Source organism: Sorangium sp. So ce145 (assembly GCF_051525985.1).
Lineage (GTDB): Bacteria > Myxococcota_A > Polyangia > Polyangiales > Polyangiaceae > Sorangium > Sorangium cellulosum_B.
Genome location: NZ_CP150315.1, coordinates 5,884,476 through 5,900,758 on the forward strand (window position 1 = coordinate 5,884,476; position 16,283 = coordinate 5,900,758).

The following is a 16,283-nucleotide window of genomic DNA, read 5'->3' on the forward strand; positions in this document are numbered from 1 at the left end:
TCACCCCGTGACCGCGCGGCAGAGCGCCGGCGGCCGTTCGACGGAATCAGCGCAAGGAGAGACGATGACCCTCGACGAATCCAAGCTCTCGCACCGGTTCACCGAGCACGGCGGCGTGCGCCTCCACTACGTCGAGGCCGGCGACGGGCCGCTCGTCGTGCTCCTCCACGGCTTTCCCGAGATCTGGTACTCGTGGCGCCACCAGATACCCGCGCTGGTCGAGGCGGGTTACCGCGTGATCGCGCCCGACATGCGCGGATACAACCTCTCGGACAAGCCCGAGGGCGTCGCCGCGTACGCGATCGCCGAGCTCACCGCGGACGTGGCCGCGCTGATCCAGGCTTCCGGCGCGGAGCGCGCCGCCGCGGTGGTCGGCCACGACTGGGGCGGCGGCGTCGCCTGGGGGTTCGCGGCGCGGTATCCGGCGCTCCTCGAGCGGCTGGTCGTCCTCAACTGCCCGCACCCCGATCGGCTGGTCGCCGGGTTCCGCACGGCGCGGCAGCTCCGCAAGAGCTGGTACATGTTCTTCTTCCAGCTCCCGAAGCTCCCGGAGCTCGCCGCGCAGAAGGACGATTTTGCGTGGCTCCGCGCGGCGGTGAAGGACGACCCGCGGCGCCCGGGCGCGGTGAGCGACGAGGATCTCGCCCATTACGTGAAGGCGTGGTCGGAGCCCGGCGCGCTCACGGCGATGATCAACTACTACCGGGCGCTCTTCCGCCCGGGCAGCCTTGGCGAGCTCGGTAGGCAGCCCCGCATCGACGTCCCGGTGCAGGTGATCTGGGGCGAGCACGATCGCTATCTCGGCTCCGAGCTCGCCGCGCCGGATCCGGCGCTGGTGCCGAACGCCCGAGTCGCCCGCATCCCCGACGCGAGCCACTTCGTGCATTACGACAGGCCGGAGAAGGTCAATCAGCTCCTCCTCGAGTTCCTGCGCTGACGCCCTCGCGCCCTCGCGCCCTCGCGGCCGCGCGGCGCGACCGCCGGCGACGCGCGTTTCCTGACGCACGTACCCGTTTGACACGGCGGAGCGACCGATCGAACCTGGCGGGCGCTCATGCTCCGCCGCATCCCCGATCGCAACATCTGGCTCGTCTTCGGCGCGATATTCCTCCTCGGTCTCGCGTACGGCATCGCCATCTCGCTCACGGCGGTCTTCCTCGATGCGCGCGGGTTCACCAAGACCGACATCGGCCTGCTCGCGTCGTGCTTCGCGCTCGGCATCGTCCTGCTCTCGCTGCCGATGGACACGCTCATCCGCCGGTTCTCGGCGAAGGCCACGCTGGTGCTCGCGCTGGTCGGGTACGCGACGGCGGTCGGCGCCTTCCCCTACTTGCCGAGCTTCGCCGCCATCGCCGCGGTGCGCTTCCTCGACGGGGCCTGCTCGGTCGGCATCTGGGTGAGCTGCGAGACGATCCTGCTCGCCCGGTCGGACAAGGACAACAAGGCGTTCGTCACGAGCCTCTACGCCGTCTCGATGGCGCTCGGCTACGTCCTCGGGCCGCTCTGCGCGCCGCACATCGTCGCGCTCTCCTCGATGCCCGCGGCGTTCCTCCTCTCGTGCGTGATCTCGCTGATCTCGGCCGTCCTCGTGCTCGCGCGCCTCGACCGCGACCTGCCGGGCATGTCCGAGGCCCACGGGAAGGCCGGCGCGGCGAGCGGGGCGGAGCCCTCGGCGTCCTCCGCCTCGATCCTCGCGCGCATCAAGACCGCGTGCTTCGCGACCTTCGCCTACGGCTATTTCCAGGCGTCGGTCGTGCTGTTCCTCCCGCTCTACCTGATGGCGGAAAAGGGGGTCACGCGCGATCAGACGATCCAGATCCCCGCCTACTTCGCGGTGGGCATGCTCCTCTTCACCAACGTCTTTGGCCGGATCGGCGACCGCCGCGGCCACCTCCTGCTCATGCGCGTGCTCGGCACGATCGGCACGCTGATGATCCTCGGCTTCGTGTACCTCGATCGTTACGACGCGATGTGCGTGGCCGTGTTCGTCGCGGGGGCGACGCTCGCGTCGATATCGCCGCTCAGCCTGGCGCTCCAGGGCGTCGTCACCGCGCCGCGCGACTACAGCCGCGCCAACTCGCTCTACAACGTCTTCTACGCCGCCGGGATGCTCCTCGGCCCTCCGGCGTCGAGCGCCATTTACCAGGCCGCGGGCGGCGTCGCGATGATCTACCACCTCGCGGCGCTGTGGGCCGCGTTCGTCGTGTTCACCGTCGTCTTCGCGGGCGACGACCCGGCCGCGCGGCGCAGCGCCGGAGAGCGCGCCAGCGTCCCGGTCTGGAATGAATAGCGCTCTCCCCATCGCGCGGCGATCGACGTAGAAACAGCCCCGCTCGCCGCGCAGACTCGCCAGCTCGCGGCGGCATACGACGAGGCGCTCGATCGCGGATCCTCGCCGGGCTCAGAGATCGCAGCCGCACGACCGCCGGACGATCAGCTCTGTCGGCAGCTCGATCCTCCGCTCGGCCTTGCCCGTCTGGATGAGGTCCACCAGCGCCTGCACCGCGCGGTAGCCCACCCCGTCCGTCGGCGCGCGCACGGTCGTGAGCGCGGGCTCGAGGTGGCGCGCCGACGGCGCGTCGTCGAAGCCGACGACGGAGACCTCCACGGGCACGCGCTTGCCCGCGGCGCGCAGCGCCTCCATCGCGCCGGCCGCGGCGTGGTCGCACCACGCGAAGATCGCGTCGAAGTCGGCCCCCTCGCGCACCCACGCGAGCGTCGCGGCCCGCGCCTCCCGCGCGTCGAAGCCGCGGCGCATCAGGCGCGGATCCACGGCGATGCCGTGCTCGGCCAGCGCCTCCCGGTACCCCTCCGCGCGCGTCGTCGAGTCCTCGCTCTCGGAGACGCCGTGGAGGAAGGCGATGCGGCGCCGGGCGTGCGCCTCGATCAGGTGCCCCACGATGGCGCGCGCGCCGGAGGCGTTTTTGATGATCACGCTGGGCAGCGGGACGTCCGCGGGCGACGACTGGTACATGAGCACCGCCGGGCACTTCTGGTGGATCAGCTGCTGGAGATCGGCCTCGTGGACGTAGTGGCCGAAGATCAGCACCCCGTCCGTGTTGTGCCGCCCGACGAGGCGCCGCGCCGGCGCCTCCGGCCTCACGGAGAGCAGCACGTCGTAGCCCGCCTCGGCCGCCGAGGCGGCGATGGCCCGCACGAGGCTGGAGATGAACTCGGTGCTGATGTTCGGCAGGAGCAGGCCGAGGACGCCCGTCTTCCCCTGCGCGAGGCTCCTGGCGGCGGTGTTCGGCACGTAGCCGAGCTCGTCGATCGCGGCCAGCACGCGCTCCCGGGTCTCCGCGCTGTACTTGCCCCTGCCGTTCACCACGCGGCTGACGGTCGCGGGCGAGACGCGGGCGCGCTTGGCGACCTCCTCGATCCGGATCTGCGGCCGCGGCCCCGGCTGGATCGTGAACGGTGGCGACAAGGCGGGGGCACCTCTCGGGGCCGGGGACTCCGGCCGGGGCGCGGCGGCGCCCCGGCCCGGCGCGGCTTCAGTAGAGCACGCGGGTGCGGATGCTCGTCTCGAGCGCCCCGATGCGCCGGCTCACCTCGGCGGACACGTCCTGCGACAGGTCCATGATGAGGTAACCGATGTTGGCGTCGGTCGACAGGACCTGGCTGTCGATGTTGGCGTTCACGTCCGACACGATGCGGTTCACGTCGCGGAGCACGCCAGGCACGTTGCGGTGGACGTTGAGGATGCGGTGCGTGGCCTTGAGCGGCGGGAGCTCGACGTTCGGGAAGTTCACCGCGCCCGTCGTCGCCCCGGTGGTCACGAGCTGCGTCAGCGCGCGCGACACCTCGCGGCCGATCGCCTCCTGCGCCTCCTCGGTCGAGCCGCCGATGTGCGGCGTCAGGATCACGTTCGGGAGCTTCTGCAGCTCGGTCAGGAAGCCGTCAGAGTTCGACTCCGGCTCCTCCGGGTAGACGTCGATCGCCGCGCCCGCGAGGTGGCCGCTCTTCAGCGCCTCGGCCAGCGCCGGGATCACGACGACCGAGCCGCGGCTCGCGTTGAGCAGGTACGAGCCCTTGCGCATGTGCGCGAGCTCGGCGGCGCCGATCATGTTGTGCGTCTCCGGCGTGGCCGGCACGTGGAGCGAGACGAAATCCGACTCGGCGAGCAGCGCCTCCAGCGTCGGCAGCGCGCGGTTGTTGCCCATCGGGAGCTTCTGGGCGATGTCGTAGTAGACCACGCGCATCCCCATCGCCTCGGCGAGCACGCCGAGCTGCTGGCCGATGTGGCCGTAGCCGATGAGGCCGATGGTCTTGCCGCGGATCTCGTAGCAGGCCTTCGAGACCTTCTTCCAGGTGCCCGCGTGCACCTCGCGCGACCTGTCCCCGAGCTGCCGGGCCAGCATGATGGACTCGGCGATGATCATCTCGGCGACGCTGCGCGTGTTGCTGAACGGCGCGTTGAACACCGGCACGCCGCGCCGGTTCGCCGCGTCGAGGTCGACCTGGTTCGTGCCGATGCAGAAGCACCCGATGGAGAGCAGCTTGTCCGCCTTCTCCAGCACGCGCGCGGTGACGTGCGTCTTGCTCCGGATGCCGAGCATGTCCACGCCAGCGAGCGCGGCGATGAGCTCGTCTTCCTTCATCGCGGAGCTCCGCGTCTCGATCTCGAACGATCGCGACCGGAACAGCTCGTGCGCGCTCTGGTGGATGTTCTCGAGCAGGAGCACCTTGACGGGCTCCTTCGCGACAGGGGGGGTCGTCTGGAATTTCGTTGCTGAGGGCGTCATGGGCTTCATCCGTCAAGGCCACCTCTACCGCAACTTCGCCCTTTTGCATCCCAGGATCCGATCCGACGCCGACGTGCGCCGACGCCGGAAGGCGACCGTCCTGCGCATCGGTTCCGCGCATCGGTGCGCGCGTCGGTTCCGCGCATTCGTTGCGCGCGGCAGACTGCCGCGCCGCCGCGCAGGCCGACCGCGCGCCGCAGGGGAGACGCCTTGCCGATAGCAAGCTAGATTGCGCCGCATGCGCCACCGCAGCCACGCTCGACTCCCTGCCGTCCTCGTCGTCGCCGCGCTCGCCGCCTCCGCCGGATGCAAGGGGAAGCCCGGCCCCAGCGGCCCGTCGCCCAACGCGACCAAGGTCCCCGACGCGCCGGCGACGTCGGCGACGATCGACACGACGCCGCCGCCCGTCCCGCCCTCGAAGGGCGCGCTCATCGAGGACGAGCGCAACTCGATCGCCGTGTTCCGCGACGTCGCGCCCTCGACGGTGTTCGTGACGCAGCAGCGGCTCGTGGTGGACCGCTTCTGGGGGACGGCCGTCGAGGTGCCCGCGGGCTCGGGCTCGGGCTTCGTCTGGGACGCCGACGGCCACATCGTCACGAACTACCACGTCGTGGCCGGCGCGCAGTCGCTCGTCGTCCGGCTGCAGGGGGAGAAGACGTTCCCGGCGAAGCTCGTCGGCGTCGAGCCGCGCAAGGACATCGCGGTCATCAAGATCGACGCCCCCAAGGACATGCTGAAGCCGATCCAGGTCGCGCCGCTGCGCGAGCCGCTCGAGGTCGGGCAGAAGGCGATCGCGATCGGCAACCCGTTCGGCCTCGATCACACGCTGACGACCGGCATCATCAGCGCGCTCGGCCGCCAGGTCCAGGGCGTGGGCGAGGTGACCATCCGCGACATGATCCAGACGGACGCCGCGATCAACCCCGGCAACTCCGGCGGCCCGCTGCTCGACTCGAGCGGGCACCTCATCGGGATGAACACGATGATCTTCTCGAAGAGCGGCAGCTCCGCCGGCATCGGCTTCGCCGTGCCGTCGACGACGATCGCGCGGATCGTCCCGCAGATCATCAAGACCGGGAAGGCCGAGACGGTCGGCCTCGGCATCCAGCTCGATCAGTCCCGCCGCCTGGAGCGGCGCAACGGCATCCGCGGCGTCATCGTCATGGCCATCGTCCCGGGCGGCCCCGCCGACAAGGCGGGCCTGCGCGGCCTCTCCGAGGGCGACCGCGGGCTCGTGCTGGGCGACGTGATCGTCGGGATCGACGGATCGCCCGTCCAGGACTATGACGGGCTGTACAACGCGCTCGACGGCAAGAAGCCGGGCGAGAAGGTGAAGGTCGACGTGCTCCGCGGCCCGAACGGCGAGAAGGCCACCATCGAGGTCGCGGTCGAGCTCCTCGGCTGACCCGCCTCCCCCGCCCCGAGTTACCCGAGCTCCTCTCTCAGGCAACGATCGCGTCGACGAGCCCGCCTTCGAGGCTCTCGTCGCCGAAGTCGTCGAGCGGGCCCCCCTCACCGTTGGTGCAGCCGACGGCCGCGCCGATCGTGTTGAGCAGCTTGTTGATGGTGACCCGCTGGTCGATGAACTGGCCGGTCTTCAGGTAACCCGCGGCGCCGCCGGCGAGGATGTACGGGACCCTCGAGTAGGAGTGGTACTTGTCGGCGTTGTCGTTGAGCCACACGGCCACGCCGCGGTCGAGGAGCGTCCCCGAGCCGAGATCGTACGACTCGAGCCTGTCGAGCAGGTGCTTGAAGATCCGCGCGTGGATGCGGTCGATCTGGTGGTGCAGCTCCTGCGCGCCCTCGATCGGCGGGCCGACCTCGCCGTCGCCGTCGATGCGGTGAGAGATCTTGTGGTAGCTCTTCTGCCGCACGCCGTGGATCGTGTACTCGGTCCCGTCGTTGCCATCGCCGACCTGCAGGGTCGCCGCGCGCGTCGCGCCGCACGCCATCGCGAGCGCGATGATGTCCATCTGCATGCGGGCGACGGTCTCCACGTTGCCGTAGCTGCCGACGTCCGGGGAGATCGCCTCCATCTCCGCGACCCGCTCCGGCGGGAGCGCGCAGGCGAGCCCGACCTCGAGGTCGCGGATGCTGTCGAAGTGGAGCTCCAGCCGCTCGCGGTCGCCCTGGCTGAGGTCCTTCCGGCGCATCAGCGCCTGCATCTGCTCCCGGACCAGGTCGTTCACGCTGGCGCGGCGCGCGGCCAGCGCCTCCGCGGCCGCGGCGTCCACCTCGGCGAGCCCGAAGAGCTTCTGGTACGCCTTGTACGGGTCGCGCTCGGCGGCGCGCAGCTGCTTCGGCCCGCGGTACGAGAGCACCTCGTTGATGTAGCCGGCCTTCCTGCCCGCGTAGAGCGTCAGCGGCTCGACGCCCGCCGGGTTGAGCTCGGTCGCGATGCGGTTGTCGATCGACTCGCCCATCGCCAGCGACTCGTTGCCCGCCGGATCCTCCGACACCTGCGCGGCCGTCAGGCACTGGTTGCCGCCGCCGGAGTGGCCGCACCCGTTGCCCGGGAACGCGAAGCGGACGCCGCGCACCAGGATCAGCCGGCTCGCGTAGTCCTTGAGCTCGCTGACCGCTCGATCGGCGTCCGCGGCCATCGACTCGGCGGTCAGCGGGCCCGGCGCGCTGGGCCAGAACATCTCCGGCTCGTCGCCGACCTGCTGCGCGACGCCGTTGGCCTGGCGCATGAAGATCGCGAAGGGCGGCGCGTCCCCCGCGCCGGCCGAGGCGCGCCGCGGCGCGAACGTCTCCAGGAACGGGAGCGCCACCGTGACGCCGAACAGGCCTCGAAGCACACGTCGTCGGGTGATCATGGCGCCTCCGCGGGAACGCGAGCGAGGAAGGGTGTGGAGGAGACGATCCGGACGATGAGCTCCTTGGTCGAGGCGCCGCCGCGCGACGCCTCGCCGAGCTCCTCGACGAGCGCCCGGTCCTCCGCGCGCGCGCCGCGGCCGTGGGTGAACTCGAGCCAGCGCTCCGCGTAGCACCCGTGCGCCTCGCTGCTCTCGGCGAGCAGCTGGCTGAACTCGACCGCATCCGCGTAGCTCCTCGGCTGGCCGCCGAGCGTGTAGGCGTCCGCGGAGTTGACCGGCGCGCCGTTGTCGGTCGTGCGGTACTTGCCGATCGCGTCGTAATGCTCGAAGGCGAACCCGGCGGGGTTGATGAGCACCCCGTGGCACGACGCGCCGCAGGTCCCCTTGCCCGTGTGCGCCTCGACGCGCTCGCGGTTGGTCGCGAGCTCGCCCGGCGGCAGCGAGGTCGCGTCGTCGGGCGGCGGCGGCAGCGAGGCGCAGAGGATCCTGAGGTTCACGAAGACGCCGCGGTGGATCGAGTCCGGCTGCCGCGCCGTCGCCTTGGCCGCGAGGAAGCCGAGGCGCGTGAGCAGCCCCGAGCGCTCGGCCTCGTCGAGCTCCACCCGCTTGAACTCGTCCGAGAAGTCCCCCTCGATACCGTAGACCGCGGCGAGGTGATCGTTCACGAACGCGGTGCGCGCGGTGAGCAGGTCGGTGAGCCCGCCCTCCTCGTCGAAGACGACGTGATCCACGAAGAGCTCCGCCTCGCGCTGCATGTCGTCGCCCATCTCGGGGACGAACTCGGGGTAGAGCGCCTGGTCCTTGTTGAGGTCGTGGTACTGCTCGTAATCGTAGAGCTGCCGGTGGAACGCGCCGACGACCTCGCGGGCGCGCGGGTCGTCGAGCATCCCCCCGGCGTAGGCGCGGACGGCCTCGCGGGTCGAGAGCTCGCCCGCCTTCGCCGCCTCGAGGAGCGCGTCGGAGGGCATCGTGTTCCACAGGGTATAGGCGAGCTTGGTCGCGATCTCGTGTCCGCCGAGCGGGATGAGCCCGCCCTCCGCCGGCCCGGCGCCGATCTCGACGCGGTAGAGGAAATGGGGGGACTGCAGGAACGCCTCGAGCGCCGCGCGGGCGCCCGCGGCGAACGGGTCTTCGCCCTCGAAGAGCTCCTCGCCGCGGTGGAACAGCGCGACGTACGCGTCCCGCTCCTCGTCCGTGAGCGGGCGCCGGAACGCCCGCTCGCCGAACCGCTCGACGAACGCCTGCGCCCGCGCCTCCGGCGCGTCCGGCAGGTCCGCCGGCGCGATCCGACCGAGCTTGCCCGGATCGGCGGCCACCATCGCCGCGAGCTCCTCGGCGGCGCGCTGGTAATCGCCCCAGAGGCCCGGCGTCACAAGGAGCGCAGCCTCGTTGTTGTCGAACACGCCGCCGAGCGGGTCGCTCGTGAACGACGCCGAGAGGCCGGGCCGGTCGTCGAGGCGCAGGAGGTCGCGCACCGTGTTCTCCCACTGCGCGTGGGTCAGCCGCGGAAACATGCTGCGCTCGGCGACCTCGGGCCCAGTCGGGCCGCCGGGAATGACGCCATCCCCGTCGTCCTCCCCCGGATCGCCCACGGCGCCCGTACACCCCGAGATCAGGAGCGCGGCGACGCTCAGCTGCGCGCCGAGCAGCCGCCGCCACCGCGGGAAGGCGGTCAATCGACAAGCCAGTGAGATCATCGAGCTCTCCTGATGAGCAGATCGATTGTGTACGCAGGAGACTCACCTCGGCCGCTACCGCGACGAGGTGGTCAATCGATAAGCCAGTGAGGTCGCCGACCTCTCCTGAAGAAAGGCTCCGAACGAACCCGGACTGCACCAGGCAGCCGACGGTGGGCGCAGCGCCGGGTGCCACGAGGCGCCCTGCTGAAGCAGGGCGACGCGGAGCAACGACGCGACGCGCCGACCATCGGCTGCCTGGCGACAAGAGGTTTCGTTCGCTCTAAGCCAAGCAGCGAGATCCAGTTATGTAGGAAATACACTTTACTAACAACCAAAAAAAATCTCGGTCCATGGGCAGGTGCGCGACGATCGCCCTGGAGCAGACAAATCCAACGACACCCAAAACTCTCCTTGCTCGTGTGTGTGATCTCCCATGCATGCCGGCCATGGCAGGAGATCTCGATGGCTGGCCACTCCTGACGAGGCGGTGCGGTGTCGCCGCCGCGGGAACGGGCTCGGCGACAGGCCCGAGTCGTTCACGGGCCTGCTGTCGGGCGCCGACGTCAAGGCGCGCCTCATCGTTCCGCGCGGGCTCACGCCGCCACACGGTGAGCGGCGAGATGCAGCGCGACCTCCTGCAGCTCATGCGCGGCGCCGCCGCCGAGATGCGCTGACGGCCGTCCGGACATGGCCACGGGCCTCGCCCGCCCGGATGTGCTGTTTCCAGGGGCTCTACACGGCGCGCGCGACCTACCCTACGTTGCGGGCCCGAATGAAACCGGATCCTTCCGATCGCTTCGCGCGGTGGCTCAGCCATCCTCGCTTCTTCACGGCTGTCTTGCTCCTCGCGCTCGCCCTGGCGCTGCCCACGGTGGCGATCGCCTTCTATGCCGATGACTACATCCTGTTCTGCTACCTCGCGAAGCTGATCCCTGGCTCGCCTCCCTGGTACGATCTCTACAACTTCTTCCCCGGCGTTCCGGGGGAGACACGGGCTGCCGTCTCCATCTCCGGGCTGCCGTGGTGGACCGATCCGGAGCTCAGGATCCACCTTGTCCGCCCCCTGGCGAGCGCGCTGTTCACGCTGGAGCGCGCGGTCTTCGGCGACGCCCCGCTCGGGTACCACCTTGTCTCGATCGGGCTCTACGTCGCCCTGGTCGCCGCCGCGGGCAGGCTGTTCCTGCGCGTGCTCCCGGGCGTGACCGCGGCGCTCGCCACGCTGATCTTCGCGATCAGCGGGAACCACGTTCACCCGGTCGGCTGGATCGCGTGCCAGCACATGCTGCTCGCGGCGCTCCCGGTGGTGCTCGGGCTCCTTGCGTACCTCCGCTACCGCGAGGAAGGGTGGCGGCCCGGGCTGTACCTGGGCCCGCTCGGGCTCGGGATCGGGCTCCTCGGCGGCGAGGCGGCGCTCGGCGGGGCGGCGTACTGGATCGCCTATCAGCTCGCCGGTCCCGTGCCGCCGGGCCGCGCAGATGGCTTTCGCGCCCGGGCTGCCGGCGTGCTCCCGGTGTTCGGCCTCCTCGTGTACTTCGCCGCGTACAAGGCGTTCGGCGGCGGCGCCGCGCACACCGGCGGGTATATCGACCCGCTCAACAGTCCGCTCGCCTTCATGGCCGCCGCGGCGGAGCGGCTGCCCATCCTGATCGGCGGCGCCCTCGTGGCCGTGCCCGCGGATCTCTCCGTCCCGCTCCCCAAGCTCCCCTTCATCGCGGTCGGGCTCGCGTCGGCCGCCGGCGTCGCCCTCCTCTACCGCGCTTGCCTCCCCGCGGTCCCCGAGCGCGAGCGGGCCGCCTTGCGCTGGCTCGTCCCCGGGGCGCTCCTCGCGTTCTTCACGAGCCTCGGGGGGTTCCCCGGGTCGCGCCTGCTGCTGATGCCGGGCCTCGGGATCGCGCCGCTCCTCGCCGTCGTCGTCCTGCGCGGGCTGCGCCGCGCGCCCTCGCCCGGCGTCGCGTCATGGCCCCACCGCGCCGGCGCCGGGTTCCTCGCCGCCGTGCACCTCGGGATCGCGCCGCTCCTGTTCCTCGCCGCCACCGCGTCGAGCGTCGATATCGCGCGCAAGCTCGAGGACATCGCCCGCACCGCGGAGATCGACGCGCCGCCCCGCAAGCGGGTCTTCATCGCGGCCGCCTCGGATCCCATGGCAGCCATGTACCCTCAGGCGATCCGCGCCCTGGAGTCGCCCGATTCGTTCTCCTGCTGGTCGATCCTCTCGATGAACAAGGGCACCCACCGCCTCACGCGCACAGGCCCGTCCTCGTTCTCCCTGGGGCGCATCGACGGGACGATGCTGACCGGGGCGTTCGAGACCCTCTATCGCGCGCCGTCCTCGCCGATCGCCGCGGGCTACGAGGTCGGCCAGTGCGGCGCCACGATCCGGGTCGCCGAGGTCGCGGACGGGAGGCCGGTGCGGCTCGAGATCGACCTGGGCGCGCCGCTCGAGGATCCGGGGCTCGTGATCCTGGCGTGGCGCGACGGGAGGCTCCGCCGCGTCGCGCCGCCCGCGGTCGGCGAGGCGGTCGAGTTCCGTTGGTCGCCCGGGCCGATCGGGTTCTTCTGAGCTCTTCCGGGGGGCGCCCAGGACGCCAAAAACAGCAGTTTCCGCCCCCCTCTGCACCAAGCAGAGCGGCAGCAGAGCGGCGGTCACCCGCACAGGAGACGGGCCCAGATCGGCGTTTTCGGCGCGCAAGCGCACTCCAGTGCGCTGAGCACCGAAAACGTCGAAATGGGCCCGTATCCGAAGCGGGTGACCGCCGCTCTAAAGGGTCATTGGCAGCGGTGCGCCTTCGCGGCCGACGTAGGCCACGGTCACGAGCTCGCCTTCCCGTGGGTCGTTGACAGGCAGGGTGAAGAATCCCCCTTTCCAGAGCGTCTCCTGCGGGCTCATGAAGGCGCTCCGGACGAACTGCTCGTATTGCTCGAAGTCCTGGTGCACCGTCTCGACACGGCACATCGAGCTCCGGCACTCGATCGAGCGGAGCGACGAGGTGTCCGGGAGCGCCGCGCTCAGCTTTTCCCGGGCCGCCTCGCGCGCCTCGACGCTCCACCGAGCGTCGGTCCCCTGCTGCGTGAACGTGTCCTCCAGGCGCTCGCGCACCGCGGCCAGCGCGGCCGCGCGCTGCTCGACCGTCGGGGCGCTCTCGCTCGCGTCGCCCGGGGGCTCCGGCGCGGGCGACGCGGGCGCTGCCGCCGGCGGAGCCGCGGGGGCCGGCGCGGCGGCCTCGATCCTCCGCTCGGGCCGGGGCGCGGCGCCGGCGAGGGCCGCGCCGCTCTTCGTCGCCTCGATGGCGCGCGAGAGCGCGCCCATGTCCTCGCGCATGCGCGCCATCTCCGCCTCGTCCCGCCGCCTGTCGACGGCGAGCGTCGCGACGGCGCCGGCCGCCGCGAGCACGATCAGAACCTGCCAGATCCTCTTCATGACTCCCTCCGTCGAGCGGCGAGCCGGGCCGGAGCCGTGAGAGCGCGCGCCGCGCTCCCACGGCGGCCACGGCCCCTCTCAGTAAACGAGCTGGACCACCTGCGCGCCCGGACCGACCGCGCAGGCGGCAAACGGCGAGGTGTCGGGATAATAAAAGGTGTCCGGCAGCTTGATGTTCTCGAACCACCCCGTCGTCGTGAGATCGACGCCGCCTCCGGACCAGCCGCCCCCCGTGGCCTTGTCGAAGACGAACGTGGCGCAGTTCATCGTGGTGGTCCAAGTCGGCTTCTTCGCGGTCACGGTGACCCTCGCCCAGTTGTTGAAAGGGCCGGGATCCATCACGAGGGGGAGGATGACGACCGAGTCGCCGCAGCGGCGCCCGCCGACGAAGCCGTCGTTGATGAGGCTCCCGTAGCTCTCGTTGAAGCAGCTGGCCTCGGCGGCGTCCCTGGCGCGGCCGATGAATGCGGCGGTGTTCCTGGCCGAGGCGTCCGGCGCCACGCCGACCGTGGCGAGGGCGGAGGCGACGGCGAGCATCGAGAGCTTGAGGATGGGCTTCATGGGATTCTCCATTCGGGCGCTTGTTGGTAGACGCGCTGCCGGCGATGCGCCCCATCGCCGCGCGTTCAAGGTGTTGCCGTCCATGGACCGTTGACCGTGGACCGTTATCCGCGGACCGCGGGCCGCTGACGTTTCACCGGTGAGCATCGAGCGTGCCAGCCGCATCCCGCGCAAATCGCCCGGTCGCGGAGCGCCCTTGTCGCGCGCCCGTCGCACTCCGCTGCGCCGGCGTGGCCTGGGCGGCGACAGCGCCGCCGCGCGGGGCGCGACGCCGCCGTGGTATCGTGACGCCATGGCGAGCGGACCCCCGAAGAGAGCAGCCCAGAGCGGCGGCGATACGCTGACCCACCCGGGCGCCCGCCCGGACGACAGCGCGGGCATGGTCCGCCGGTTCCGCATCGAGCTCGTGGAGGGCCCGGCCAAGGGGGCTGTCTGGGACTCCTCCGCCGATCGGTGCTCGATCGGGTCGAGCGAGGGCAACGACCTCGTGGTCGCCGACGCCACGGTCTCCCGGTTTCACTGCGAGATCCGCATCGACGACGCCGGGGCGCGCGTCCGCGATCTCCGCAGCCACAACGGCACGGTCGTCGACGGGGTGCACGTGATCGAGGCGTTGCTGCGCACCGGCAGCCTCATCCGGCTCGGGAAGACGGTCGCCCGCTTCGAGTTCGGCACGGAGCACAACCGCCTGCCGCTCTGGGAGGAGGCGCGGTTCGGCGCGCTCTCGGGCGCGTCGGCGGCGATGCGGGCGGTGTTCGCGCTCCTCTCGCGGTCCGCCGAGCGCGACGTCACCGTGCTGCTCGAGGGCGAGACCGGCACCGGCAAGAGCCAGGCGGCCCGCTCGATCCACGAGCGGAGCGCGCGGCGGGACAGGCCGTTCGTGGTCGTCGACTGCGGCGCGATCCATGGGAACCTCATCGAGAGCGAGCTCTTCGGCCACGCGAAGGGCGCGTTCACAGGCGCGGGCGAGCAGCGGATCGGCGCCTTCGAGGAGGCGTCGGGCGGGACCATCTTCCTCGACGAGATCGGCGAGCTGCCGCTCGACCTCCAGCCGAAGCTCCTGCGGGCGCTCGAGGCGCGCGAGATCCGCCGCCTCGGGACGAACACGCCGAGGTCGGTCGACGTGCGCGTCATCGCGGCCACGCACCGGGACCTGCGCGCCGAGGTGAACGCGGGCCGCTTCCGCGCCGATCTCTATTTCCGGATCGCGGTCGTGCGGATCCCGATGCCGCCCCTCCGGCAGCGCCCCGAGGACATCCCGGCGCTGCTCGACGATCTCCTCGCCTCGCTCCACGCGACGCCGGACGAGGCGGCGACGCTGCGGGACCCGAGGGTGATCGCCCGCATGACGCGCGCCGCGTGGCCGGGCAACGTGCGCGAGCTCAGGAACTACGTGGAGCAGTACCTCGTGTTCCGCGCGCCGCCGCCCGTGAGCGAGCTCGCGCCGGTGAGCGCGCCTCCGCCGGTCGACGCGAGCGTGCCGTACGCCCAGGCGCGCGACCGGGTCCTCTCGGACTTCGAGCGCCGCTACTTCGAGGCGCTGCTCCGCGCCCACGACGGCAAGGTCTCGCGGGCCGCGGCCGCCGCGGGGCTGGATCGGCGGTACCTGTACCGCCTGCTCCACCGGCACGGGCTGGGGCCGGAGCGCGATCCGGAGGCGTAGCGCCGCGGCGTCAGAAACTTGGACAGGGTCGGCGGGGTCCGGATAGGAGAGACACATGCTCGATCGCACGCCGCGGGCAAACCGCTCGTACCGATGGCGGGTACGCTCCTGAAGACTCCGTCCCTCACCGTCCGCTCCCCCGCTCCGGTCGCCGACGCGACGGCGGTGATCGAGATCGCGGCGCGCACCTTTGGCACTTACGCGAGCTTCCGCGCTGAATGCGCCGCCTGGTACGTGAGCCACAGCCACTACGACTGGGACGCCTCGGTCATCGGATTCCTCGGTGACGCGATGGTCACCCACTGGGGCGTGTGGGGTTACCGGATGCGGATCGGTCGGGCGGAGGTGCGCTGCGGCGGCATCGGCGCGGTGGCCACCGAGGCGGCCCACCGCGGGAAAGGGCTCATGGCCCGCACGGCTCTGCACAGCCTCGACCGCATGCGCGCCCGCGGCTATCACCTCTCGATCCTGTTCGGGATCGACGACTTCTACCACCGGTTCGGCTATGTGCCGGCGTGGCCCGAGTCGCGGTGGCGCGTGAAGCTCGCCGACCTCCCGGCCACGCTGCCTCGGCTGCGCGGCCTGCGCCGGATCCCGGCGGCGCCCACGCAGGCGCTGGTGCGGCTGCACAACCGGTGGAACGCCGGCCTCACCGGCACGGCGGTGCGGCCGACCTATTTGCGCTCGTGGAGCGGCATGCGCAAGGACGTCGAGGCCTGGTGCTGGGGCGCGGATCGAGAGCGCCCCGAAGGGCATGTCGTCGTCCAGGCGAGCAAGAGCCGGCTCGTGTGCGCCGAGGCGACCGGCGCGCCCGACGCGGCGCTCTCGGCGCTCGGGGCCCTCTGCCGGCGGAAGGCGCTCCCCGAGCTCCGCTTCGACACGCTCCCCTACCGCTCGGCGCTCGCCGCGCGGCTCCGGACGCTGAACAGCCGCCACGAGCAGCGGTATGCTGAAAGCGGCGCCGCGATGGTCCGGGTCGTCGACCTCCCGGGATGCCTCGCGGCGATGGCGCCGGAGCTCTCGGCCCGGCTCGCCGCGTCCGAGCTCGCGGGCTACCGCGGCGCGCTCACCCTCGAGAGCCCCGAGGAGACGGCGACGCTCCGCCTCGACCGCGGCAGCGTCGAGGTCGCCCGCGGGCGGAGCGCCGCGGCGGCGCGCAGCGCGGTCCGCGGCGGCTGGGCGGTGGCGCGGCTCCTCCTCGGCTCGGACGCGCCGCTGGAGGTGTGCGACGCGGGGAAGCTCCGGCTTTCAGGAGACGCCGCCAGGCTCGTCCCGGTGCTCTTCCCGGCGCAGCACCCGCAGCTCACGCTGGCAGATAGGTTCTGAGGCCGCCGGCTCGTTCATCTTCACCCCACCTGATAACAGGCCGGTGTACCGATATCGCATGTCGCAGCAGAG

General features: G+C 71.5%; 12 protein-coding genes. 6 read left to right on the plus strand and 6 right to left on the minus strand.

The window, feature by feature from the left end:
- Window positions 1-64 precede the first annotated feature (64 nt).
- Both WMF34_RS21515 and WMF34_RS21520 read left to right on the plus strand, forming a co-directional pair.
- The gene (locus WMF34_RS21515) at window positions 65-937 is read left to right on the plus strand and encodes an alpha/beta fold hydrolase (protein ID WP_437994400.1); all 873 of its coding nucleotides are present in this window, start codon (window positions 65-67) and stop codon (window positions 935-937) included.
- A gap of 117 nt (window positions 938-1,054) precedes the next feature.
- Complete coding sequence (locus WMF34_RS21520) at window positions 1,055-2,290, plus strand: MFS transporter (RefSeq protein ID WP_012236784.1); 1,236 nt, start codon at window positions 1,055-1,057, stop codon at window positions 2,288-2,290.
- Window positions 2,291-2,401: 111 nt separating this feature from the next.
- On the opposite strand, the gene WMF34_RS21525 is transcribed toward WMF34_RS21520, so the two are convergent.
- On the minus strand, window positions 2,402-3,427 hold the full coding sequence (locus WMF34_RS21525; RefSeq protein WP_012236785.1) for a LacI family DNA-binding transcriptional regulator: 1,026 nt from the start codon (window positions 3,425-3,427) through the stop codon (window positions 2,402-2,404).
- 67 nt (window positions 3,428-3,494) lie between these two features.
- Window positions 3,495-4,754 (minus strand): phosphoglycerate dehydrogenase, encoded by a 1,260-nt coding sequence (serA, locus tag WMF34_RS21530; RefSeq protein WP_437994401.1) that lies wholly within the window; start codon window positions 4,752-4,754, stop codon window positions 3,495-3,497.
- Between the two features lie 229 nt (window positions 4,755-4,983).
- Between serA and WMF34_RS21535 the strand changes: the two genes are divergently transcribed.
- Window positions 4,984-6,150 (plus strand): S1C family serine protease, encoded by a 1,167-nt coding sequence (locus tag WMF34_RS21535; protein ID WP_012236787.1) that lies wholly within the window; start codon window positions 4,984-4,986, stop codon window positions 6,148-6,150.
- Between the two features lie 37 nt (window positions 6,151-6,187).
- On the opposite strand, the gene WMF34_RS21540 is transcribed toward WMF34_RS21535, so the two are convergent.
- Together WMF34_RS21540 and WMF34_RS21545 are read right to left on the minus strand one after the other, a co-directional pair.
- Window positions 6,188-7,564 (minus strand): DUF1552 domain-containing protein, encoded by a 1,377-nt coding sequence (locus WMF34_RS21540; protein ID WP_012236788.1) that lies wholly within the window; start codon window positions 7,562-7,564, stop codon window positions 6,188-6,190.
- Complete coding sequence (locus WMF34_RS21545; RefSeq protein ID WP_437994402.1) at window positions 7,561-9,261, minus strand: DUF1592 domain-containing protein; 1,701 nt, start codon at window positions 9,259-9,261, stop codon at window positions 7,561-7,563. Before WMF34_RS21545 ends, WMF34_RS21540 begins: the two co-directional genes overlap by 4 nt.
- A 754-nt stretch (window positions 9,262-10,015) precedes the next feature.
- Between WMF34_RS21545 and WMF34_RS21550 the strand changes: the two genes are divergently transcribed.
- On the plus strand, window positions 10,016-11,803 hold the full coding sequence (locus tag WMF34_RS21550; protein ID WP_437994403.1) for a hypothetical protein: 1,788 nt from the start codon (window positions 10,016-10,018) through the stop codon (window positions 11,801-11,803).
- 198 nt (window positions 11,804-12,001) lie between these two features.
- Here WMF34_RS21550 and WMF34_RS21555 read toward each other — a convergent pair whose 3' ends face one another.
- Window positions 12,002-12,661, minus strand: coding sequence for a hypothetical protein (locus WMF34_RS21555; RefSeq protein WP_012236792.1), 660 nt, complete (start codon window positions 12,659-12,661; stop codon window positions 12,002-12,004).
- Window positions 12,662-12,739: 78 nt separating this feature from the next.
- Window positions 12,740-13,222 carry a hypothetical protein gene (locus WMF34_RS21560; RefSeq protein WP_437994404.1) on the minus strand — a complete coding sequence of 161 codons (483 nt, stop codon included), beginning with the start codon at window positions 13,220-13,222 and terminating at the stop codon, window positions 12,740-12,742.
- Between the two features lie 292 nt (window positions 13,223-13,514).
- Here WMF34_RS21560 and WMF34_RS21565 point away from each other — a divergent pair, with 292 nt between their 5' ends.
- Window positions 13,515-14,885 (plus strand): sigma 54-interacting transcriptional regulator, encoded by a 1,371-nt coding sequence (locus WMF34_RS21565; RefSeq protein ID WP_012236793.1) that lies wholly within the window; start codon window positions 13,515-13,517, stop codon window positions 14,883-14,885.
- 93 nt (window positions 14,886-14,978) lie between these two features.
- Window positions 14,979-16,211: a GNAT family N-acetyltransferase gene (locus tag WMF34_RS21570; RefSeq protein WP_437994405.1), complete on the plus strand. Its 1,233-nt coding sequence runs from the start codon at window positions 14,979-14,981 to the stop codon at window positions 16,209-16,211.
- The last annotated feature ends 72 nt before the right edge of the window (window positions 16,212-16,283 follow it).